Raw genomic sequence first — 21,446 nt, forward strand, 5'->3', positions numbered from 1 at the left:
GGCACGCAGGACATGGGGGGTGGCAAGAAGGCTGGCGCCAGCGGCAAGGAAGTAACGTCTATGCATAAGTACTCGTTCCGTTTACGTGCAAAATCTATGCCACAGACGTGACAGCGGACAAAGTCGGGAGTGCCCGACTTTGTCCATGTTGCTCAAAATGTGCTGTGAAATCCCTAACGGGGTTTAGCTCGGGGACATGCCCCGCAGCCGCTCAGACCGACGGCGCAGCATTTCCACGGTGGCGAGCAGCAGGATCGAGATGCCAACCAGGATCGTGGCCACCGCCAGAATGGTTGGGCTGATCTGCTCGCGCAGGCCGGTGAACATCTGCCATGGCAGGGTTTTCTGACCGGCTGAGCCGACAAACAGCACCACCACGACCTCATCAAACGACGTGATAAAGGCAAACAGGCCACCGGAGATCACGCCAGGCAGGATCAGGGGCATCTGCACGCGGAAGAAGGTGGTCACCGGATTGGCACCCATATTGGCCGCCGCCCGTGTCAGGGAGCGGTCAAAGCCCACCAGCGTGGCGGTCACGGTGATGATCACAAAGGGAATGCCCAGAACCGCGTGTGCCAGGATCACTTTCACGTAGCCCACAAAGGTTTTGTTCAGGCCCAGCGTGGCTTCCATCCAGTTGCCGATCTGGCTGTAGAAGAAGAACATGCCGGTGGCGGAAATGATCAGCGGCACAATCATTGGCGAAATCAGGATCGCCATGATCGCGCGGCGGCCCGGCACATGCGCCTGGCTTAGGCCAATCGCGGCCAAGGTACCCAAGCTCACCGAGATGACGGTGGCAACAGGTGCAATGATCAGCGAGTTCTTGAAGCTCCGCTGCCATTCGTTGTTGGTGAAGAAGTCTTGATAGTGCTTTAGCGAGTAACCCGCCGGATCGAGCCGCAGCATTTCTGGGGTGAAGGTGAAGAAGTCCTGCGCGTTAAACGACAGTGGCATCACCACCAGCACCGGCGTGATCAGGAACACAAAAATCGCGCCACAAATCACACGGAAGCTGTAGTGCCACAGCGCTTGGCCAGGGGTCAGATACGGCAACAGGCGCGCGCGGTAGCGGCCTTCGTAGAGCCAGTAGGTGAACCAGTGGATGAACCAGCCATAAAGCAGCCCGATCAGAGCCGCCGCAATGCCGCCACCAAAAACAAAACCCAACACGCCAAACAGCGCGATGTTGATCCATTTGGACAGGGCTTCGTTTTTTAGCACGTTGATGTAGACCACGGCCAGGATAACCGCCATCGCGGCGCCAATCAGAACGCCGAGCAGGCCAGAGCCATTGGCGGTGCCAACAAAGAGACCAAAGAAGCCCCCTGCCGCTGCGACCGTGGGCAGCACCAGAGACATAGGTTTGCGGGAAATTGGAGTGAGTGCAGCCATGGTTCTTATCCCAATTTCACGTTGTCGATGCCGACGATCTTGTCATAGGCCCAGTAGAGGATCAGCACGACCGCCAGCAGGATGGTTCCCAACGCCGCAGCGAGGCCCCAGTTCAGGGAGGTCGAGATGTGGAAGGCGATCCGGTTGGAGATGAACACCCCTTTGGTGCCGCCCACCAGTTCCGGCGTGATGTAGTAGCCAATCGCCAGAATGAACACGAGGATCGAGCCCGCGCCAATGCCCGGTACGGACAGCGGGAAGTAGACCCGCCAGAAGGCCGTCCAATTGGTTGCGCCCATGGATTTAGCCGCGCGCAGGTAGGTCGGTTGGATGGTCTGCATCACCGAATACATCGGCAGGATCATGAACGGCAGCAGGATGTGGGTCATCGCAATGATGGTACCGGCTTGGTTGTTGATCATCACCAGTCGGGTGTCATCGGCCACAAGACCAATCCACACCAGCACGTCATTAATCACACCTTGCTGTTGCAACATCACTTTCCAGGCCGAGGTCCGCACCAACAGCGAGGTCCAGAAGGGCAGCAACACCAGGATCATCAGAAGGTTGGCTTTGGAAGACGGCAGATTGGCGAGCAGCCAGGCCACCGGATAGGCCAAAGCGATGCAAGCAGCAGTGATCGCCAGCGACATGATCAAGGTGCGCTTGAACAGCGTGAAGTAGATACGCTCGTTCTCCGGCCGGATTTCAGCGCCGTCAGGCCCCTTTTGCATATCCGCGGCATTCAGGAAGTAGCCGTTGGTGTATTTCGGGCTGTAGGTCTGGATGGTACGCCAGACATTGGGATCACTCCAACCTTTGGCAATATCGATGAACTTCTCTTTGTACGGCCCGTCTTTTTCCACGTCCCACTTCTTGGCTTTGCGCCCGGCTTTGCGGAACAGGGAGCTGATGCCCGGGGTTTCGTAGTTCAAGCGGCTACCCACGCGGGTGTGGGTCTTGGCGTTGGACGCCACGTAAAGGTCCGCGGCCAACGCGGCATAGACCGCTTCATCGGGCGCTTCGCCAGAGGCGGCGTCCCAGTCCTGAAGCGCAATCACAGTTTTTGGCAGTGTGTTTGCGACAATGTCATTCTCAACCGAACGGAACAGCATCTGTCCAATCGGGATAATGAAAGTCAGCAAAACAAAGGCCAGCAAAGGCGTAATCAAAGCCAGCGCACGGATTTTTTGCATGCGCAACGCGCGGTTCAAGCTTTTTTTCAACGGCGTGCCGTCGGCCGCAAGCATCGGGCCGGTTTGGGTTGAATCGCTCATTGATGGTCCCCGTCACAGAATTTCCGGATTGCCGTTGTGTCTCGGCGGTTTTTGTCCGGTTGGGTCAGGGAGGCGGTGGCCGCCTCCCTGTAAAGTCATAGCAAGTGGATTACTTGGACAGCCACGCCTGGAACTTCGCGTCCAGATCGTCACGGTTGTCGGCCCACCACTCGTAGTCATAGATGTGCACGTTGCCAGCGTTGGCTGGGTCGGTTGGCATATGTGGTGCCATGTCGATGCCCAGCTCGGCGTGCTTGCCCACCAGCGGTGCGGAAGATGCACGTGCCGGACCGTAGGAGATGTACTTCGCCTGATCCGCCAGACGCTGGGTGTCAGTTGCGAAATACAGGTAGTCCAGAGCCGCTTGCTTACGCTCTGGGGACAGGCCCGCTGGGATGATCCAGCCGTCCAGGTCGAAGGACTGCATGTCCCACAGCATACCGATAGGCTGGTTCTGCTCTGCAATGGCAGAGAACAGACGACCGTTGAAGGTCGACCCCATCACAACTTCGCCGTCAGCCAGCAGCTGAGGGGTTTCCGCGCCTGCGGTCCACCACACAACCTGGTCTTTGATGGTGTCCAGCTTTGCCAGCGCACGATCCACACCTTCTGGGGTGCTCAGAGTGTCGTAGATGGCGTCTTTATCAACACCGTCGCAGTACAGAGCCCATTCCATGTTGTCGATTGGGCGCTTCTGCAGGGAGCGCTTGCCAGGATAGGTCTCCAGGTCAAACACGTCACAAACAGTGGTTGGGGCTTTGTCGCCAACCATGTCGGTGCGGTAACCGAAGGTCGTGGAGTACACGATCTGCGGTACGAAGCAGTCGCTGACGATCAGATCGCCGAAGTCATCGGAGGCAGAGGTGCCATCAGGTGCTGCTGCCAGAACCGCATCGTGATCCAGCTCTTCTGCCAGACCTTCGTCGCACAGACGCATCGCGTCGGAGGCCACAACGTCTACAACGTCCCAGGTCACGTTGCCGGCTTCGTTCATCGCGCGGATTTTCGCCACGGCTTCAGCAGAGCTGTCGTCGTTGATGATGTTGATGCCGGTTTTTGCAGTGTAGGGCTCGTGATAGGCGAGCTGCTGCGACTTGGAGTATGCACCACCCCAAGACACGATGGTCAGTTCTTGCGCAATAGCGGCTGGTGCCACCAGTGCGGTCGTGACAGCAAGCGCAGTCATCTTTGTTTTCATTGGATACACTCCTTGTTGAATTCTTAAGTCAGGTCTTATTGGCCCGGATCTTACGCCCGGTTGGTGCGCGCCAGCCCGTTCAGGCGTCCAGCGCGCGGCAATCTTCAGGCAACCAGCCAATCTCGATCTGCTGACCCGGGGTCAGACGATCCACATCCGGTGCGTTCCGGGTTTTGATGATGAACTCATCATTGCCGGCCACGGACAGACGTGTGCGGAAGATGTCACCCATATAGATGAACTCTTTCACTTCGGCTTTCAGCGTGTGGGCGCCTTCCTGAATCCGGTCTTTGTTGTACTCAACACGTTCCGGACGGATCGACACGCGGGTGCGGGCCCCCGGCTTCACACTTTCATGCACTGGCTTACAGTCGATCAGCTCGCCGTCATCCAGTTCCACCAAAGCCACGCCGTTGTTGATCTCTTTGACAAGACCTTCCAGCGTGTTGTTCTCGCCGATGAACTGCGCCACGAAGCTGTTTTGCGGCTCTTCATAGAGCGTGTCAGGCGGATCCAGCTGCTGAATACGGCCATCGTCAAACACCGCCACACGGTCAGACATGGTCAACGCCTCTGTCTGGTCGTGAGTCACATAAACGGTGGTGATGCCGAGGTTGTGTGCCAAGTTGGTGATCTCAAACTGCATCTTTTCGCGCAGCTGCTTGTCGAGCGCGCCCAGCGGCTCATCCATCAGCACCAGCTCGGGTTCAAACACCAGCGCCCGCGCCAGCGCGATTCGCTGTTGCTGACCACCGGACAATTGTGCCGGACGGCGGCCGCCAAAGGCGCCCATCTCAACCATGTCCAAGGCGCGCTTGATTTTCTCTTCGCGCTCGGTTTTGCCCATCTTACGCACTTCCAGTGGGAAGCTCAGGTTCTCCGCAATCGTCATATGCGGGAACAGCGCGTAGTTCTGGAACACCATGCCAATGCCCCGTTTGTGGGGCGGGATGTTGTTGATCGAGGTGCCACCCAGTCGGATGTCCCCATGTGTTGCGGTTTCAAAGCCTGCCAACATCATCAGGCAAGTTGTCTTGCCTGAGCCTGATGGCCCCAACATGGTCAGAAACTCACCTTTCGGCAGGCTTAGGTTCAGATCTTTGACGACGAGGGTCTCACCATCATAGCTCTTTTGCACGCGGTCAAATTCGACAAACGCGTCGTTCGATGCACTATCAGCCAAAAAATCGGCTCCCTGTGTTGTCCGTCGGCAGATTTGCTCTGCTCGTCTGTTTCAAGTGTAACCACACCTGAGCTTGAATGCGCAAGCCAGCATTCCGTATGGGAAAGTCTGCCAGCCTATCGGAAGGCCCGACGTCGGTTTGCGACACATTGATGACGATTTTCGCCAATTATGATCAAATGGTAAACCCATAAGTATGCAAAATGCCGAAGTTTTTCCGCCCAAAGTTGCAAAGCCTCCGTTAGAGCGGACAATAAAAAAACCCGAAGCGATGCTCCGGGTTCTTTAAGTTTGCGCAAACAATGGGCAGATTATTTATAGAGCCCCTCGGCTTTGATCTGTTCATAGGTCAGGTCCAGCGCCCGAGTCGCGCGCTCGATCAGCACGTCTACCTCGTCACGGGTCATCACAAGGGGTGGGGAAATGATCATGCGATCACCCACATGACGCATTACGAGATTGTTGCCAAAGCAGTGCTCGCGGCATTTGTAGCCCACGGTGCCCGCTTCGGCTTCAAACGGGGCACGGGTTTCCTTGTTGGGAGTCAGTGCAATCGAGCCCATCATGCCAACAATCTTGGCTTCCCCCACCAGCGGGTGATCGGCCAGCGCTTCCCATTTCTCTTTCAGATACGGCGCCACATCATCGCGCACATGCTCAACGATCTTCTCTTCTTCGAGAATACGTAGGTTCTCCAGCGCCACAGCACAGGACACAGGGTGGCCGGAGTAGGTGTAGCCGTGGTTGAATTCGGTTGCACCGACCACTTCGGCGACTTCGTCACAGACAATGCTGCCGCCAATCGGCGCATAGCCGGAGGACAGGCCTTTGGCGATCGACATGATGTGCGGCTTGATGCCCACCGTTTGGCTGCCAAACCAATTGCCGGTCCGGCCAAAGCCACAGATCACTTCATCTGCGATCAGCAGGATTTCATATTTGTCGCAGATGCGCTGGATTTCCGGCCAGTAGGTCTCTGGCGGCACAATCACACCACCCGCACCCTGGATCGGCTCGGCGATAAAGGCTGCCACGCGGTCTTCGCCCAACTCAAGAATAGCCTCTTCCAGCTCTTGCGCGCGCTGCAGGCCAAACTCTTCCGGAGACATGTCGCCACCTTCGGCCCACCAGTTTGGCTGGTTGATGTGGTGCACATCCGGAATCGGCAGACTGCCCTGCTGATGCATGGGCACCATGCCGCCCAGGCTCGCGCCGGCCACTGTGGAGCCGTGATAGGCGTTTTTGCGGCTGATGAAGATGGTCTTGGACGGCTTGCCTTTGGCAGACCAGTAGTGTCGCACCAGACGCAGGTTGGTGTCATTCGCTTCCGAGCCGGACCCGGCATAGAACACATGGTTCAGATCGCCCGGCGCCAGTTGCGCCAGCTTTGCCGACAGGGCAATCACCGGCACATGGGTGGTTTTGAAGAAGGTGTTATAATACGGCAGCTCTTTCATCTGCCGCGCCGCCACCTCGGCCAACTCTTCGCGGCCATAGCCGATGTTCACACACCACAGACCGGCCATCGCATCGAGGATCTGCTCGCCTTCGCTGTCGGTCAGCGTCACGCCTTTGGCTTGGGTGATCACCCGCGCGCCGGTGTCGTGAAAATCGTTCTGCGTGGAAAACGGGTGCATATGGTGCGCCACGTCCAGCGCCTGGAGCTCCGCAGTGGGCAAGTGATTGGTGATCGCGTTCATGGCAAACCTCGCAACAGAATCAGGGTGGGCAAAACGGCTAAATCACCGCTTCACATCTCTTGCCATGAAAATATGATCAAATTCTGATTAGTCAATCGTGTCGCTAAATGCGGTCCCATCCAGCAGCGCGGCGCGGATCTGTTCCATGCCTTGAACCACATCTTCACGCATCGCATCGGCGGTCGCTTGCCCATCTTTAGCCTTCAAAGCGTCCAGCGCGGTCTTGTGATTGTCTGGCAAATTCTGCGTGCCCATACGTCCGCAAACCACCCGCATCGACGGGCCGAATCGCAGCCAGACAGAGTTGGCCACATCCATCAGAATCGGCGCATTGGCCACGGCATATAGCTTCGCGTGAAAGGCATAGTTCTGGCGCAAATAGGCGGACACATCGCCCCGCGTGATCGCCTCATCCACCTGCCCGTCAATCTTCTCCAGCGCCGCAATATCTTGTGCTGTAATCTTTTCTGCCGCATGGGAAGCCAGCCGGGATTCCACCGTTTCTCTTAGGAAAATAAGGTCGTCAATCGCATCGGCTGTCAGCATCGGAACCACCACCCGGCGGTTGCCGCGGAACTCCAGTGCCCCTTCACTGGTCAGGCGGCGAATCGCCTCCCGAATAGGGGTCATGCCAGCACCGGTGCGTTCGATCAAACCCTGGATTGTGACCGCCTGACCCGGCGCCAATTCGCCAAACAACACCGCGTCACGCAATTGCGCATAGACCTGCTGATGCACCGGGACGCGAGGCGTGTTTTCGTCGCTGTGTTCAAAACCTTGTCCCAATTTCCCAGTGCCTTCCATTTGTGCAAACCAATCCTCAAAGCGATGTGCTAGAACGTATATTCATCGGCAAAATGCACAAGCATATTGCCATAACGCAAAAACTTGATCAAATTAATCTCACAGAATGCGACCGGGTCTGAACCTGGCGTCCAACGGGAGAACATCATGAAGACATCCTTCATCGCACTCGCGGCCTCACTGGCAATTGGTGCAACTGCGGCCACCGCCGAAGAGGTGCGTGTTTACAACTGGTCTGATTACATCGACGAAGAACTGCTGACCAAGTTTCAGGACGAAACCGGCATCAAGCTGATCTACGACGTGTTTGACAGCAACGACGTTCTGGAAACCAAAATGTTGGCGGGCAACTCCGGCTACGACGTGGTTGTGCCATCCGGCACCTTCCTGCAGCGTCAGATCGCGGCAGGCGCGTTCCAGAAGCTCGACAAATCCAAACTGTCCAATTCCGGTAACATGTGGGACGTGATCGCCGACCGTACCAGCAGCTACGATCCCGGTAACGAGTACTCCATCAACTATATGTGGGGCACCACCGGCATCGGTGTGAACGTTGGCAAAGTGAAAGAAGTGCTGGGCGAAGATGCCCCAGTCGGATCGCTCGCGCTGATCTTTGATCCGGCCAACATGGAAAAGCTGGCGTCTTGCGGCGTGCACGTGCTGGACGCGGCGGATGAAATGATCCCGGCGGCGCTGGCGTATCTTGGCGAAGACCCTGATAGCCACAACCCAGACGTGATTGCCAAGACCGAACCTCTGTTCACCGCGATTGCCCCTTACATTCAGAAGTTCCACAGCTCCGAGTACATCAACGCACTGGCCAACGGCGACATCTGCGTGGCAGTGGGCTGGTCTGGCGACATTCTGCAAGCGCGTGACCGTGCGGACGAAGCCGAAAACGGTGTAGAAATCGCCTACAACGCCCCATCTGAGGGCGCGCTGATGTGGTTTGACCAAATGGCGATCCCGGCGGACGCGCCAAACGCCGAAGCCGCGCATAAGTTCCTGAACTTCATCATGGACGCGCAGAACATGGCGGATGCCTCCAACTACGTTTACTACGCCAACGGCAACAAGGCGTCTCAGCCGCTGTTGGAAGAAGACGTGATCGGCGATCCGGCGATCTACCCAGATGAAGCCACACTGGAAAATCTCTACACCACCTCGCCGTACCCACCAAAAGTACAGCGCGTCGTGACCCGTATGTGGACCAAAATCAAATCCGGCACCTAAGCCCGATTGACCCAGGCTCGCGCAGGCGCTGCGCGGGCCTATTTTGACTTCTCCAACACTGCCGGAGCCTGCCATGGCGCTTGATGTCTTTGCCCCTTGGGATGATCCCAACGCAAAACCCCTCATTCAGTTTCAGAACGTGACCAAACGCTTTGGTGATTTTACGGCGATTGATGATCTGACCGTGGACATCTTCGAGAAGGAGTTCTTTGCCCTTCTTGGTCCGTCCGGCTGTGGCAAAACCACGATGATGCGCATGCTCGCCGGTTTTGAAACGCCCACCGAAGGGCAAATCCTTCTGGCGGGTGAGGACATTGGCCCGGTGCCGCCTAACAAGCGCGCCGTGAACATGATGTTCCAGTCTTACGCGCTGTTCCCGCATCTCTCGATCTGGGAAAACATCGCCTTTGGCCTGCGTCGCGACAAGATGCCCAAGGACCAGATTGGTGAACGCGTCGAAGAGATGCTGCGCCTGACCCGACTGGAGAAATTTGCCCGTCGCAAACCGCACCAAATCTCCGGTGGCCAGCGTCAGCGTGTGGCCCTTGCGCGGTCTCTGGCGAAAGCCCCCAAACTGCTGCTGCTCGACGAACCGCTCGGTGCGCTCGACAAAAAGCTGCGCCAGGAAACGCAGTTCGAGCTGATGGACATTCAGGAAACCACCGGCACCACCTTTGTGATTGTGACCCACGATCAGGAAGAGGCGATGACCGTGGCGAGCCGCGTGGCGGTGATGGATCACGGCAAGATCATTCAGGTGTCCACACCGGATGTGATCTATGAGGCGCCCAACTCCACCTATGTCGCGGACTTCATTGGCGACGTGAACCTGCTTTCCGGCAAGGCCGATCCGCAAGGCGACAAGCTGCACATGCACTGGGCCGAAGGCCAGCCCGCCGTGGTGGGATCTCCGCTGGAAGGGGCTATCAAAGGGCAGGATGTGCACTACGCAATTCGACCCGAAAAAGTCTCTATTTCGGCTGAAAAGCCCGAAAATGCTGCCAACGCCATCCAGGGCGAAGTGCATGACATCGCCTATCTTGGCAACATCTCGACCTACCATGTGCAGCTGCCGGGGGGCCAAATCATCAAAGCGCAATCCGCCAACAACCGCCGTATTTCTCGCCGCGCGTTTACTTGGGAAGACAAGGTGTGGCTCAGCTGGACAGACACCGCCGGTGTCTTCCTGGAGCGCTAAGCCATGCGCCGCCTGCTGATTGCCATACCGTATCTCTGGCTTCTGGCACTCTTCATTGTGCCGTTTGTCATTGTCTTCAAAATCTCCCTGTCCGATCTGGCGGTGGCGATCCCGCCCTACACGCCAACTTTGGACATTGCAGAGGGTTGGGCAGGGTTCAAAGCCTTCCTCGCGGAGCTGGATTTTGAGAACTACATCTGGCTGACCGAAGATGCGCTTTATTGGAAGGCCTACCTTTCCAGCCTCAAGATTGCGGTGATTTCGACTCTGTTGACACTGCTCGTCGGCTATCCCATCGCCTACGGCATGGCCCGCGCACCGGAAGAATGGCGCGCTATGCTGTTCATGCTGGTGATCCTGCCGTTTTGGACCAGCTTCCTGATCCGCGTGTACTCGTGGATGGGCATCCTAAGCCAAGAGGGCTACCTAAATCAGGTGCTTCTCTGGATTGGCGTGATCAACGAGCCTCTTGTGATCCTCAACACCAACATCGCCGTCTACATCGGCATTGTGTACACCTACCTGCCGTTCATGATCCTGCCGATCTACGCAGCTTTGGAAAAGCTCGACATCAGCCTCTTGGAAGCCGCCGAAGACCTCGGCTGTTCGCGGTTCTCCGCCTTTTGGCTGGTGACGATCCCGCTCTCCAAACAGGGCATCATCGCCGGCAGCTTCCTGGTTTTCATTCCGACCATCGGCGAATTTGTGATCCCATCGCTCTTGGGCGGCTCGCGTACCCTGATGATTGGTAAAGTCCTCTGGGAGGAGTTCTTCTCCAACCGCGACTGGCCGGTGGCCTCCGCCGTGGCCGTGGTGCTCTTGCTGATCCTGATCATCCCCATCGTGCTCTTCCAGCGCAACGAGCAAAAACAGCGGGAGGCCGACCAATGAGACGTATGACCTGGTTCAACGTCACCTCGCTGACGTTTGGCTTTGCCTTCCTGTATTTGCCGATGGTGATCCTCATCATCTTCAGCTTCAACGAAAGCAAACTCGTCACTGTTTGGGCTGGATTCAGCACGAAATGGTACGGTGAAGTGCTGCGCAACACGGCCTTTCTGGACGCCGCCTGGGTGACCGTGAAGGTCGCCTTCCTAAGCTCCTGCCTCGCCACCATCCTGGGCACCATGACCGCCATCGTCATGGTCCGCGCCGGTCGTTTTAGAGGCCGCACACTGTTCTCCGGCATGATTTACGCCCCCATGGTGATGCCCGAAGTCATCACCGGCCTCTCTCTGCTCTTACTGTTCATCAGCCTCGGCATGGACCGCGGCGTTTTCACTATCGTTCTGGCGCATACCACCTTTGCTATGTGCTACGTCTCCGTCGTGGTCAGCTCGCGCCTGGTGAGCTTTGACCAAAGTCTGGAAGAAGCCGCGCTCGATCTTGGCTGTTCGCCAGTACAAGCCTTCCGTCTCGTGACCCTGCCGATCATTGCCCCTGCGGTGATTTCCGGCTGGCTCCTGGCCTTCACCCTGTCGCTGGATGATCTGGTGATCGCCTCGTTTACTTCCGGCCCCTCGGCCACCACCTTGCCGATGAAGATCTGGTCTTCGGTGCGTCTTGGCGTGAGCCCGGAAATCAACGCGCTATCCACCATCATGATCCTCGTGGTGGCGATTGGCGTGATCACCGCCTCGCTGATTAACAAGCGCAACGTGATGCGCCAGCGGCGTGAGGAAGAGGCGGCAGACAAGCTGGCATGAAACGCATCTGCGACCCGTTTGCCTACTCGGATGGACCGGTAGAAGACAGCTTTTGGGCTGAAACAGTGCCTGTTTCGGCCCGCTCCGCTCTGTCGGGCAACGTCACCACAGAAGTCGCGATCATCGGCGCGGGGTTCACCGGTCTCAACGCCGCGCTGAAACTGGCCGAGGCGGGCGTCGACGTCACCGTGCTGGACGCCAAACAGGTTGGCTGGGGCGCGTCTGGACGCAACGGTGGATTCTGTTGTCTGGGCGGTGCCAAAGCATCTTATCAGTCTCTAAAAAGACGCTTTGGCGAGACGGCGTTGTCTGACTACATGTCTGCCGAACGCGCCGCCGTCGATCACGTCGACGGCCTTCTGGCGCGGTTTGGCTGGGATGTAGACCGGCACAGTGACGGCGAAACCATGTTGGCGCACAACGCCCGCGCCGCCGCAGGCTTTGCGCAAGAGGCCGAAGAGCTTGCCACGCTCTACAAAAAGCCAATCGACGTGATCGCCAAAGAAGACCTCGCGGATCGCGGCTTTGGTGGTGGGTTTTACGGGGCGATCACGACGCCTATCGGTTTTGCCCTCAATCCACGAAAATACGTCTCTAACTTGGCCCAAACCGCTGAAAGTGTCGGTGCTACAGTTTATGGCGATACGCCTGTAGTAGAGACCAATAAACAGGGCGGCTTGTGGCAGCTCACCACGCCAGCCGGACAGGTGACGGCCAAAAAACTGGTGATCGCCACCAATGGCTATTCCAGCGAGTCGACCCCGCCGTGGCTTGCCGGGCGCTTCCTTCCGGCACAATCCAGCGTGATTGTCACGCGACCGATCTCACCAGAGGAGCAGACCGCGCAAGGCTGGACCTCGCGACAAATGTCCTATGACAGCCGCAATCTGCTGCATTACTTCCGCCTTATGCCGGACAACCGCTTTCTGTTTGGCATGCGCGGCGGGCTCTCAACTTCCAAGCGCACCAGTGATCAGATCAAGCTGCGCATCCGGCAACATTTTGAGCGGCTCTTCCCCGCTTGGGCACACATTGAAACGCCGTATTACTGGTCTGGTTTTGTCTGCTACAGCAGCGGTCAGACGCCTTTTGCTGGTCGCGTTCCCGGTGTGGACAACCTCTATGCGGGCTTTGCCTACCACGGCAACGGCGTCGCCATGGGCAGCTACGCGGGCGCTTTGATCGCGCAGGACATCCTTCAAGAGCCGAGCCTAATCCACCCGGATATCATGCGCACCACTCCTGGTCGCTTCCCTTTTGGGCGTTTCCGGCGCTTGGCGATGTACCCGGGCTATCTCTACTACGGCCTCAAAGATCTCTGAAGCGCCGCCACTTCCAGATGTAATCCGTCGGCATAAGCGGGGCGGTCACTCTCAACCTGCCACAGACAATAGGCCGCCATGCGCGCATGGTAAAACGGCGCCAATCTGCGATAGCGCGCGACCATGTTGTCATCACCATATGCAGCCAAAAACGCGTCAATATCAGTCTCTAATAAGGGAGATTGTCGATACAGATGTTGCATCGCCGGAGACAGAAACACCGCTATGTCCTCGCATGGATCACCCACCGCCGGGCATTGCCAGTCTATCAGGTGCAACCCGTCCTCACTCTGGATCAGGTTGCCAGGCACAATATCGCTGTGCAACAGCGCGGCTCGCCCGGATGGGGGTACCACCTCGGCTGGCAAGTCGGACATAAACGCCGGGATCTTTTCACAGCGCCCAACAATCTTAAGCGTCTGCGCAATTAACGCGGCCGAGCCATCCGCCACCCGCCGCAACCCGCTGGGCGCTCTCAGGCCATGCAGTTTGCACATGAGTGTGGCAACGGATTGCACACCTGCTTGCCAGGTGTTCCCAGGCACATGAGCATAGACATTGCAAACGCCCAGATCAGTCACAAATCCAGCCAAAAACGCCGGTGATAGGCCCGTTGGCTGCAAGTGCCGAAGCAGCGTCGCTTCGGCCTCTGGGTCATTTGGGAACAACGGATTGCGCGCGGGACCGGCGTAAAGCTTCAGCACGATGTCGCCGTTCTCGGCGCATTCCCCGTGCCAAGCCGTGTTGGTGCGCCCGCCAAACAACGGATGCCAGGCATGTGGCACCGCGTGCGCGGGCAGCGCGTCGGCCAACGCCGCAATCACGGCATCAGGTGGGGCAGGGGGCAGATCAGTCAGCGCGGCGGTCCTTGAGCAAAGCGCCGCGACGCTAATTCACGTGCTGAGCCGAGGCAAGCCTTAGGTGGTTGGCTCGCGAAGCGACACAACAGAGTCTGCGGCAAATTCCACGCCACCGGGCGAGATCAGCACCACGCCCTGATCGGTGTTCCGCGCTTCGGTCACGCGCGCGTAAATGTCGGCATACACCGTGTCGAGCGTTTCGCCATTGGCGCGGCTTTCGGTCACGAAAGTGTAGTTGCCATTCGGGAAGGGTTTGCCTGCATCATCAAGGCCGCTCCAGGTAACAGTTTCGGCTTTTGGATCGATGGCGTAGCGCTGTACTTCTGCGCCGGATTCATTGCGCACGATCAGCGTGGCCTCTGCTGCGAGCTCATTGGCGTTCGGCACCACTTGCACCGGTTCGCCGGTAAAGTGCGCCGGCGCGGTCACCCGGGCCTCCATGCCGACCCAGGTCGCCAAGTTGCCCATGCCCATTGCACCAAGCTGCGTGCCGAGATTGGTCAAAAGCGTGTTCGTCAGGGTCTGTTGTTCCACGGTCGAGAACTGCGCCAACTGCGAGGCAAATTCCGTCGAATCGGTTGGGTTCAACGGATCCTGGTTCTGCATCTGCACCGACAGCATGGTCAGAAAAGTCTCAAAATCCGAGGCCAGCGCTGCAGAGCCGTTTGTGGGCTCCTTGGCGGCGGCCGCCGCTGCTGAGGCTTGTGCGGCGCTACTCTGAGGCGCGGCGGATGTTGCGGTAGGGGTCATGTCTCTCTCCTAGACGCGGATATCAAGGCCGCTGCTCACAAGCGTTTGTGGCGCGGCGGTTTGGGCGGCCAAAGTGGCGGAATCAGGCAGAAGTGACCCATCGCCTTGGGCGGTGCCGCCCTGTCCACCTTGGGCAAATTCATTTCCACCTTGGGCGTTCTGGCCGTCGCTGCCCTGCTGTTCAAAACTGAAGGTGACGTCCTGATAGCCCATCTCCATAAAGTCTTTGCGCAGCATATCGATGTGACGGCGCATCAATTCGGAGGTGGCCTGGTTCTCGGCGGCGATGTTCACGGTCATCACGCCGCCGGTCTCGGTTATGGACATGCGCACCTTGCCGAGCTCCGGCGGATCCATCGCCAGCTCGATCAGGTTCTTGTCCGCCATTTTAAAGGCATCGGCCACCTGCCGCACCACATACGCCGGGTTCGGCGCGCTGTTGTTCAGCCGGGCTTGCGAGGCCGCTTCCTGTGAACTCATGATGGAGCGCGAGCTGTTGTTGGTCTCATCCGCCGCGGCAATCACCATATCAACACTCTGGTTTGTCTGGATGTCCGCCGCCTTGCCACTCATCTGCTGAATGCCGGCGTTGACCTGCTCCATGATGGCGCGGGCCTGCATCTGCTGGGTGGTGGATGTGGTTGGCACGGATGGTGTTTCCAGCTTCGGCGCGGTTGGTTCATCCACAGCCTCTACGCTCTGTTGGATCGCGCCACGGCGGCCTGCATCTAGTGTGGCCACCTCTTGCACAACCTGCTGCGGCGCAGCCTGCGCGGCTTGCTGGCTCACCTGGGAGCGCACCTGAACCTTCATGGGGTCCAGACCCTCGCCAACTTCCGCTGCCATCTTGGAGCCCTGGGCATTGGCCAATTGAACCGCCTCGGCGGCCTTTGGCGCGGCCTGCTCGGGCAGAGGCGTTGCTTTCATGTCAGTGGTCTGTGTGGCTTGCGCCGCCGCTTTTTTGGCCGCGTCACCGGCCTGATCCGCCAGCTTCATAAGTGCGGCATTCTCAGGAGAGCCTTTGATGGCTTTCACCACCATGTCGCCTTCGCCCGGAATCTCGGGGACATCGTCCAGCACCTTGGCTACCTGCACCGCCGCATACTCCGCCTCTTCCGGCGCATCCGAGTCCTGGTCACGTCCCTCAGGTTGCGTTTGTTTGCCGTCTTTATCAGGCCGCGAATCGGCGTCTTTCGGCGTGTCTTCCGCTTTGTCCTGATCGGAAGAACGGGTGTCCTTCACGTCCTCGTAAGGCCGATCTTCACCTGCATCAGACGCCTCATAAGCCTTGGAAAAGTCGTCGCTTTCCCGCTTTTCTTTCGGCGCATTCTTGGTGGCGGTCGTCTCGTTGGTGGCGGACGGTTGGGTCAGTTGAGGCAGATGGATCATTACGGTCTCCGGGAATTCTTCCACGCCGACCTCTTTACCTGAGTCTTCCTTACCACTTTCTTTACCGTCCTCGGCCACAACTGAAAAAATCCGCATGTAGACTGTGAGGCAAGAAATGCTCAACACATCCCCCATTGTGGCGCCCGCTGCGCCGCCCATTCAACCGACGCCCAGCGCTCGCGAAACTGCGCTGCGCGACGCCGCCAAAGAACTCGAAGCCGGGTTCCTGGCCGAGATGCTGAAATCCGCAGGCCTCGGAAAAACCAGCGAATCTTTCGGCGGTGGCGCTGGCGAAGACCAGTTCTCCTCGTTCCTGGTTCAGGAACAGGCCCGCGCCATGGTGGACGCTGGCGGCATCGGCCTGTCGGAGGCTTTCTTCAACGCCCTGAAGGAGCGCGCCGATGTCTGATGAAACCGTAGACTTCCCGCTGATCGATTCGCTTCAGGAGCTGCTGGAAGAGGAGCGCACCGCGCTGATCGAAGGCAAACTGAACGCGCTGCCTGATCTTCTTGAACGCAAAGAAGCGCTGTTTGAGGAACTCTCCACCTTGCAGGAGGAAGAGGAGATCGACGCCGACGACCTCGCCCCGTTGCAAGAGGGGTTCGCCCGCAACCAGCAGCTTCTGGAATCGGCACAGGCCGGTTTGCGCGCCACCCAGGAACGTATGGGCACCCTGCGCCGCGTGCGCACCTCTTTCGAGTCTTATGACAACCGTGGCCAGCGTCAGTCTGTTCAGCTAAGCGCCGGTCAACGTGTTGAAAAGAGAGCATAAATCGCACTCTTCCAAGTTTGTTTAAAATGCCACCGATTGTCTGTTTTGGGTTTAGGGAAACGTTAGCACTTACCGCGCCATGTTGATCCCGCATCCCAATGAGGGTGGCACCGGACACGGACCTGAGCCGACCGGTAGATGTCAGAATGACGTTCAGGAGTGCCCCCAATGCGTAGGGGCGCAAAATACAAACCGACGCAAAAGCGTCACGACATATAGGAAATGCCATGTCCAGCATTCTGACAAACAACGGCGCAATGGTTGCGCTGCAAACCCTGAAATCCGTTAACTCCAGCCTGTCTGACACCACGTCCGCTATCTCGACTGGTAAGAAGGTTGCCAACGCCAAGCAAAACGCCGCGGTGTGGGCGATTTCCAAGACCATGGAATCTGACGTAAACGGTTTCAAATCGGTGAAAGAGAGCCTTTCGCTGGGTGAATCCACTGTTGCTGTTGCCCGTAACGCAACTGAAACAGTGACCGACCTGCTGGGTCAGATGAAAGAGCGTATTGTTGCCGCACAGGGTGACAACGTGGACCGCACCAAGTTGCAGGCCGAAGTTTCCGAACTGCGTGACCAGATTGGTTCCGTTGTGGGCGCAGCCCAGTTCAACGGTCTTAACCTGGTTAATGGCGGCAGCAGCACCGACGTTCTCGCGTCTCTGGATCGTGACGCTACTGGCGCGGTAACTGCGTCCTCGATCACTGTGGCTGCACAAGACCTTTCCGTAGGTGGTTATTCCGCTAAGGCCGTTCTGGCTGGTTCGGATAACGCCAGCACCGACAACGACGCTGCTGGTTTCACCATGGACAAGGACAGCGGTACCGGTACCCTGATTATTGACAGTACTACTGACAACTTCGCTGCTGGCGATAAAGTCTCTATCACCATCAATGATCAGTCCGTATCTTACACTGTTCAGGAATCTGACCTTGATCCTTCCGGCACCTATGACGCGGCGCACACCGATGCGCTGGTTGCAGTGGGTCTGAAGAACGCGGTTGACCAGCTTGGTATCCAGGGCGTTGACATCGACTACGACTCTGGTTCTCCAAATGAACTGGCCTTCATCACAGGCACTGGTGCAGATGCGGCAGACCGTGACATTACTGTCTCCGCTCAGTTCTCCAACGCCGGCTCTGGCGGTCTGGCTGCTCTGTCCGCAATTGACGTATCCACCGCAGGTGGCGCGGCAGCGGCTCTGGGCAACATCGAAAGCCTGATCACCACCACCATCGACGCAGCCGCAGCATTCGGTACCGTTGAATCCCGTATCAGCACTCAGAACGACTTCGTATCGAAGCTGTCTGACTCCCTGACTTCGGGCATCGGTTCCATGGTTGACGCCGATATGGAAGAAACTTCTGCACGTCTGCAGGCTCTGCAGGTTCAGCAACAGCTGGCGACTCAGTCGCTGTCTATCGCGAACCAGGCGCCACAGCAGCTGCTGTCGCTCTTCCGCTAATGGACTTAGTTGGGGGCGCTCGAACGGCGCCCCCAGAATCTCCATCTTTCTAATTTCTGTCTCGCATATCGGGAGAACTCCGACGTGACACCAAATGCTCTCGCAAAACGCGCCTACGGGCAGGCCGCAGCGCCAACAAAGTCCACAGGAAAGCTAGAATATGATGTGATCGCGCGGGTCACCCACAAGCTGAAACAAGCTGCCATGCAAGGCAAACGTGGTTTCCCAGCCCTCGCCGAAGCCATCCACGAGAACCGCTCCCTTTGGACCCTTCTCGCGGTGGATGTAGCCGGCACCGACAACGGTCTTCCCGAACAGCTTCGGGCCCAGATCTTCTATCTCGCGGAATTCACGGATCATCACAGCACAAAAGTGCTGGCGGGCGACGCTAACGTGCGGCCCCTACTGGAAGTCAACACCGCGATCCTTCGCGGCCTTCGAAGCGGAGCAGCAGCAGCATGAGCGGCCTTGTTCTTAAATTGAGCCCTAAAGAGCGGGTTCTGGTTAACGGTGCAGTTATTGAAAACGGAGACCGCCGGTCCCGTCTGTCCATCATGACCCCAAATGCCAACATCCTGCGCCTGCGGGATGCCATCCACCCGGAAGAAGCCAACACCCCAGTGCGCCGCGCCTGTTATGCGCTGCAACTGGTTCTGTCTGGCGACTCCGATGCCGATGACGTGGAACGCACCCTACTGCGCCACATCGAGGATCTGAGCCAGGTGTTCACCGACAACGACAGCCGCCAGATGATCGCAGCCGCCACCGACGCGGTGATCGCGGGCCGTCACTATCAGGGCCTCAAGGCTTTGCGCGCCTTGTTGCCGCGTGAGGACCGTCTGATGGCGGTGGCACGCCAATGACCTATCAGCCCATCGTCGCAGGCAGCGGTCTCGTTGCGTGGAATTTTCTCCAGCGCACGATGGACACGCAAACCAAGGCGTTCGAAAGCTCGCCGGTCATTCAGCGTGACCTCGACTATTTTGAAGAAAACATAAAAAATGTCGAGACCGCTGACGATTTGGCCAATGACCGGCGTTTGCTACGCATCACGCTTGGCGCCTATGGTTTGGACGAGGACGTCAACAACACGTTCTTTATGAAGAAAATCCTAGAGGAAGGCTCTCAGGCGCCTGACTCTTTGGCCAATAAAATGGCGGACAAGCGCTATCTCGCCCTGGCTGAGGATTTTGGCTTTGGCGACTTGGGCGGACCGTGGCACAAATCTGACTCTTTTGTTGCCAACATCAAAGAGCAATACACCACCCGGCAGTTTGAGATTGCGGTTGGAGAGCAGGACGAGAGCCTGCGTCTGGCGCTCAATGCCGTGCGCGAGCTGGAAGAGATTTCCGTTTCCGGGTCCAGCGACACCACCAAGTGGTTTTCGGTGCTTGGCTCCCCGCCATTGCGCAGTGTTATGGAGCAGACCTTCAACCTGCCGTCGTCTTTTGGCGCGCTGGACCTCGACAAACAGCTTGAAGTCTTCCGTGGGCGCATGGAGAAGCTGACCGGCGACTCCGAGATCAGCCAGTTTGTGGGCGAAGACGCGCAACAGAAGCTTGTGGACCGCTATTTGATCATGTCCCAGATCAACACCTCACAGGGCTTGAGCGGCGGACAGATCGCTTTGACCTTGTTGCAGTACTGATCTGAACCACAACATATAGAACCGTCGCAATACAGTCGCGATACCGACGCATTACCGACGTGAAAATTCAGCAAAAAGCGCGCCTCAATGGGCGCGCTTTTGTCATTTCGTGAAAGGCTTGTTTACGCCTTCGCCCCCGCGCGGCGCAGAAGTAGCGTAAGCTTTTGAAATGCATTCATAATCGACGCACTATTGCCGTCACCCATATAGGCATCCAGCTCCGGCCAGGCGTTGATCGCCACATCCAGAACCGGATCAGACCCCGCCGAATACAGCCCGGCCCGGATCATCGTGGCGCTTTGTTCATAGGCCCCCAAAAGTCTGCGAGCCTCTGAAATCGTTGCGTTTTCCTGGTCCGTTGCGCAGTGCGGCAGGCTCCGCGAGACCGACCGCAGCAGGTCTACCGCCGGGTATCGGCCGCGCTCCGCAATCTTCCGATCGAGCACCACATGCCCATCCAACACCCCGCGCAGGATGTCAGCAATCGGTTCATCCATGTCTGAGCCCGCGACTAAGACACTGAAAACACCGGTAATATCGCCTTGCCCTTCCAGTCCCGGACCGGCGCGTTCGCACAGTGACATGATCATATGGGAGGTTGACGGCGGATAGCCCCGCAGCGCGGGCATTTCACCGGATGCAACGGCCACCTCGCGGTGGGCCTCGGCGAATCGCGTGATCGAATCCGCCATAAAAATCACGTGCTTACCCGCATCCCGGAAGTGCTCTGCCACGCTCATAGCCGCGAGCGCGCAACGCCTACGTACCAGGGGAGATTGATCCGACGTCGCGGCCACAACAATAGACCGCTTAAGCCCTTCCGGCCCCAACACATTCTCCACAAATTCCCGCAGTTCCCGCCCCCGTTCCCCGATCAAAGCAATGACCGCAATATCGCCGGTCATATGCTTGGCGAACTGTCCCATAAGACTGGATTTACCAACGCCGGAACCTGCAAACAAACCAATACGTTGGCCTTTCACAATCGGCAGCATCGTATTGAAAATCGCCATACCGGTTTCCAGCCGATCGCCCAGCGCCCGCCGCGCGGCTGGCGGCGGCGGCGCGTTCTTTAACGCTCGCATCTGAGGTCCGCGCAACAACGGTTTGCCGTCCAGTGGGTTGCCATAAGGATCAATGATCCGCCCAATCCAAGCATCTGACGGCGCAATGCCCACTTGGTCGCGCAAGGCCACGCGGTCGCCAATAGACACCCCGTCCGGCGCCGCATCGGGCAGCATGGTCATATCTTGTGTGTGCAGCTGGATCACTTCACCGGCAATTTTTGCCCCGTCATGAAGCGTGACTTCCAGCAGATCTCCGATTCGTGCGACCGCATTGAGACCACTCACGCGCAGCAGGTTGCCTTCAACCGCGCAGACTCGTCCTATGTCTTTGATTGGGCGCACTCTTTTGAGTTCTGCGCCAAGGCTTTCTAGCCCTTTAGCGTCCATTTGGATTCTCCAAAGTTCCTTCGAAACCCTTTCTAAAGGAATCAGGGTTAAGCCTTGATTTAAGCCATCGAGGGAGAAACCCCGTGT

At 57.8% G+C, this 21,446-nt stretch carries 21 protein-coding genes; 11 read left to right on the forward strand and 10 right to left on the reverse strand.

What is annotated here, in order from left to right:
- Window positions 1-183 precede the first annotated feature (183 nt).
- The 6 genes from MK208_RS07465 to MK208_RS07490 all read right to left on the reverse strand — a co-directional run bounded on the left by MK208_RS07465 (window position 184) and on the right by MK208_RS07490 (window position 7,560).
- Window positions 184-1,398: an ABC transporter permease gene (locus tag MK208_RS07465; protein ID WP_294115486.1), complete on the reverse strand. Its 1,215-nt coding sequence runs from the start codon at window positions 1,396-1,398 to the stop codon at window positions 184-186.
- Between the two features lie 5 nt (window positions 1,399-1,403).
- Entirely contained in the window at window positions 1,404-2,675 is a 1,272-nt protein-coding gene (locus MK208_RS07470; protein WP_294115488.1) for an ABC transporter permease, read from the reverse strand.
- Window positions 2,676-2,784: 109 nt separating this feature from the next.
- Window positions 2,785-3,873 carry an extracellular solute-binding protein gene (locus MK208_RS07475; RefSeq protein ID WP_294115490.1) on the reverse strand — a complete coding sequence of 363 codons (1,089 nt, stop codon included), beginning with the start codon at window positions 3,871-3,873 and terminating at the stop codon, window positions 2,785-2,787.
- A gap of 79 nt (window positions 3,874-3,952) precedes the next feature.
- The gene (locus MK208_RS07480) at window positions 3,953-5,056 is read right to left on the reverse strand and encodes an ABC transporter ATP-binding protein (RefSeq protein ID WP_294115492.1); all 1,104 of its coding nucleotides are present in this window, start codon (window positions 5,054-5,056) and stop codon (window positions 3,953-3,955) included.
- A gap of 311 nt (window positions 5,057-5,367) precedes the next feature.
- Window positions 5,368-6,756 carry an aspartate aminotransferase family protein gene (locus MK208_RS07485; protein ID WP_294115494.1) on the reverse strand — a complete coding sequence of 463 codons (1,389 nt, stop codon included), beginning with the start codon at window positions 6,754-6,756 and terminating at the stop codon, window positions 5,368-5,370.
- Between the two features lie 87 nt (window positions 6,757-6,843).
- A complete protein-coding gene (locus MK208_RS07490) occupies window positions 6,844-7,560 on the reverse strand; it encodes a GntR family transcriptional regulator (protein WP_294115495.1) in 717 nt (238 codons plus the stop codon).
- A 147-nt stretch (window positions 7,561-7,707) separates the two neighbouring features.
- On the opposite strand from MK208_RS07490, the gene MK208_RS07495 reads away from it, so the two are divergent.
- The 5 genes from MK208_RS07495 (at window position 7,708) to MK208_RS07515 (ending at window position 13,019) form a co-directional block, all read left to right on the forward strand.
- Window positions 7,708-8,793: a polyamine ABC transporter substrate-binding protein gene (locus MK208_RS07495; RefSeq protein WP_294115496.1), complete on the forward strand. Its 1,086-nt coding sequence runs from the start codon at window positions 7,708-7,710 to the stop codon at window positions 8,791-8,793.
- 73 nt (window positions 8,794-8,866) lie between these two features.
- Window positions 8,867-9,991: an ABC transporter ATP-binding protein gene (locus MK208_RS07500; RefSeq protein ID WP_294115498.1), complete on the forward strand. Its 1,125-nt coding sequence runs from the start codon at window positions 8,867-8,869 to the stop codon at window positions 9,989-9,991.
- A 3-nt stretch (window positions 9,992-9,994) separates the two neighbouring features.
- Window positions 9,995-10,882 (forward strand): ABC transporter permease subunit, encoded by an 888-nt coding sequence (locus tag MK208_RS07505; protein WP_294115500.1) that lies wholly within the window; start codon window positions 9,995-9,997, stop codon window positions 10,880-10,882.
- Window positions 10,879-11,697, forward strand: a complete 819-nt coding sequence (locus MK208_RS07510) for an ABC transporter permease (RefSeq protein ID WP_294115503.1) — start codon at window positions 10,879-10,881, stop codon at window positions 11,695-11,697. Before MK208_RS07505 ends, MK208_RS07510 begins: the two co-directional genes overlap by 4 nt.
- Entirely contained in the window at window positions 11,694-13,019 is a 1,326-nt protein-coding gene (locus tag MK208_RS07515) for an FAD-binding oxidoreductase (protein ID WP_294115505.1), read from the forward strand. Before MK208_RS07510 ends, MK208_RS07515 begins: the two co-directional genes overlap by 4 nt.
- Here MK208_RS07515 and MK208_RS07520 read toward each other — a convergent pair.
- From MK208_RS07520 to MK208_RS07530, 3 genes are all read right to left on the reverse strand, one after another.
- Window positions 12,998-13,843, reverse strand: a complete 846-nt coding sequence (locus MK208_RS07520; protein WP_294115508.1) for a phosphotransferase — start codon at window positions 13,841-13,843, stop codon at window positions 12,998-13,000. The two genes, MK208_RS07515 and MK208_RS07520, sit on opposite strands and share 22 nt — an antisense overlap.
- Before the next feature lie 93 nt (window positions 13,844-13,936).
- Window positions 13,937-14,629 carry a flagellar hook capping FlgD N-terminal domain-containing protein gene (locus MK208_RS07525; protein ID WP_294115511.1) on the reverse strand — a complete coding sequence of 231 codons (693 nt, stop codon included), beginning with the start codon at window positions 14,627-14,629 and terminating at the stop codon, window positions 13,937-13,939.
- A gap of 9 nt (window positions 14,630-14,638) precedes the next feature.
- Window positions 14,639-16,114 carry a flagellar hook-length control protein FliK gene (locus MK208_RS07530; protein ID WP_294115513.1) on the reverse strand — a complete coding sequence of 492 codons (1,476 nt, stop codon included), beginning with the start codon at window positions 16,112-16,114 and terminating at the stop codon, window positions 14,639-14,641.
- A 19-nt stretch (window positions 16,115-16,133) separates the two neighbouring features.
- Here MK208_RS07530 and MK208_RS07535 point away from each other — a divergent pair, with 19 nt between their 5' ends.
- The 6 genes from MK208_RS07535 (at window position 16,134) to MK208_RS07560 (ending at window position 19,905) form a co-directional block, all read left to right on the forward strand.
- Window positions 16,134-16,427 (forward strand): rod-binding protein, encoded by a 294-nt coding sequence (locus tag MK208_RS07535; RefSeq protein WP_294115515.1) that lies wholly within the window; start codon window positions 16,134-16,136, stop codon window positions 16,425-16,427.
- Window positions 16,420-16,791 carry a flagellar biosynthesis protein FlgN gene (locus MK208_RS07540; RefSeq protein ID WP_294115517.1) on the forward strand — a complete coding sequence of 124 codons (372 nt, stop codon included), beginning with the start codon at window positions 16,420-16,422 and terminating at the stop codon, window positions 16,789-16,791. The genes MK208_RS07535 and MK208_RS07540 overlap by 8 nt, the downstream gene beginning before the upstream one ends.
- Before the next feature lie 227 nt (window positions 16,792-17,018).
- Window positions 17,019-18,257 carry a flagellin gene (locus tag MK208_RS07545; protein WP_294115519.1) on the forward strand — a complete coding sequence of 413 codons (1,239 nt, stop codon included), beginning with the start codon at window positions 17,019-17,021 and terminating at the stop codon, window positions 18,255-18,257.
- Between the two features lie 84 nt (window positions 18,258-18,341).
- The gene (gene flaF, locus MK208_RS07550; RefSeq protein WP_294115522.1) at window positions 18,342-18,719 is read left to right on the forward strand and encodes a flagellar biosynthesis regulator FlaF; all 378 of its coding nucleotides are present in this window, start codon (window positions 18,342-18,344) and stop codon (window positions 18,717-18,719) included.
- On the forward strand, window positions 18,716-19,120 hold the full coding sequence (flbT, locus tag MK208_RS07555; protein ID WP_294115524.1) for a flagellar biosynthesis repressor FlbT: 405 nt from the start codon (window positions 18,716-18,718) through the stop codon (window positions 19,118-19,120). The genes flaF and flbT overlap by 4 nt, the downstream gene beginning before the upstream one ends.
- Entirely contained in the window at window positions 19,117-19,905 is a 789-nt protein-coding gene (locus MK208_RS07560) for a DUF1217 domain-containing protein (RefSeq protein WP_294115526.1), read from the forward strand. The genes flbT and MK208_RS07560 overlap by 4 nt, the downstream gene beginning before the upstream one ends.
- 122 nt (window positions 19,906-20,027) lie before the next feature.
- Here the strand turns inward: MK208_RS07560 and MK208_RS07565 are convergent, their stop codons facing one another.
- Window positions 20,028-21,359 carry a FliI/YscN family ATPase gene (locus MK208_RS07565; RefSeq protein WP_294115527.1) on the reverse strand — a complete coding sequence of 444 codons (1,332 nt, stop codon included), beginning with the start codon at window positions 21,357-21,359 and terminating at the stop codon, window positions 20,028-20,030.
- Window positions 21,360-21,446: the final 87 nt, after the last annotated feature.

It is taken from the genome of Shimia sp. (genome assembly GCF_022448905.1).
GTDB lineage: Bacteria > Pseudomonadota > Alphaproteobacteria > Rhodobacterales > Rhodobacteraceae > Shimia.

What these genes read in the sequence shown, in the direction of transcription:
- MK208_RS07470 (WP_294115488.1), bottom strand. Translation starts at nt 2,675, where the DNA reads ATGAGCGATTCAACCCAAACCGGCCCGATGCTTGCGGCCGACGGCACG.
- MK208_RS07465 (WP_294115486.1), bottom strand. Translation starts at nt 1,398, where the DNA reads ATGGCTGCACTCACTCCAATTTCCCGCAAACCTATGTCTCTGGTGCTG.
- MK208_RS07515 (WP_294115505.1), top strand. Translation starts at nt 11,694, where the DNA reads ATGAAACGCATCTGCGACCCGTTTGCCTACTCGGATGGACCGGTAGAA.
- MK208_RS07490 (WP_294115495.1), bottom strand. Translation starts at nt 7,560, where the DNA reads ATGGAAGGCACTGGGAAATTGGGACAAGGTTTTGAACACAGCGACGAA.
- MK208_RS07505 (WP_294115500.1), top strand. Translation starts at nt 9,995, where the DNA reads ATGCGCCGCCTGCTGATTGCCATACCGTATCTCTGGCTTCTGGCACTC.
- MK208_RS07485 (WP_294115494.1), bottom strand. Translation starts at nt 6,756, where the DNA reads ATGAACGCGATCACCAATCACTTGCCCACTGCGGAGCTCCAGGCGCTG.
- MK208_RS07525 (WP_294115511.1), bottom strand. Translation starts at nt 14,629, where the DNA reads ATGACCCCTACCGCAACATCCGCCGCGCCTCAGAGTAGCGCCGCACAA.
- MK208_RS07545 (WP_294115519.1), top strand. Translation starts at nt 17,019, where the DNA reads ATGTCCAGCATTCTGACAAACAACGGCGCAATGGTTGCGCTGCAAACC.
- flbT (WP_294115524.1), top strand. Translation starts at nt 18,716, where the DNA reads ATGAGCGGCCTTGTTCTTAAATTGAGCCCTAAAGAGCGGGTTCTGGTT.
- MK208_RS07535 (WP_294115515.1), top strand. Translation starts at nt 16,134, where the DNA reads ATGCTCAACACATCCCCCATTGTGGCGCCCGCTGCGCCGCCCATTCAA.
- MK208_RS07530 (WP_294115513.1), bottom strand. Translation starts at nt 16,114, where the DNA reads ATGCGGATTTTTTCAGTTGTGGCCGAGGACGGTAAAGAAAGTGGTAAG.
- MK208_RS07565 (WP_294115527.1), bottom strand. Translation starts at nt 21,359, where the DNA reads ATGGACGCTAAAGGGCTAGAAAGCCTTGGCGCAGAACTCAAAAGAGTG.
- MK208_RS07500 (WP_294115498.1), top strand. Translation starts at nt 8,867, where the DNA reads ATGGCGCTTGATGTCTTTGCCCCTTGGGATGATCCCAACGCAAAACCC.
- MK208_RS07540 (WP_294115517.1), top strand. Translation starts at nt 16,420, where the DNA reads ATGTCTGATGAAACCGTAGACTTCCCGCTGATCGATTCGCTTCAGGAG.
- MK208_RS07560 (WP_294115526.1), top strand. Translation starts at nt 19,117, where the DNA reads ATGACCTATCAGCCCATCGTCGCAGGCAGCGGTCTCGTTGCGTGGAAT.
- MK208_RS07495 (WP_294115496.1), top strand. Translation starts at nt 7,708, where the DNA reads ATGAAGACATCCTTCATCGCACTCGCGGCCTCACTGGCAATTGGTGCA.
- MK208_RS07475 (WP_294115490.1), bottom strand. Translation starts at nt 3,873, where the DNA reads ATGAAAACAAAGATGACTGCGCTTGCTGTCACGACCGCACTGGTGGCA.
- MK208_RS07510 (WP_294115503.1), top strand. Translation starts at nt 10,879, where the DNA reads ATGAGACGTATGACCTGGTTCAACGTCACCTCGCTGACGTTTGGCTTT.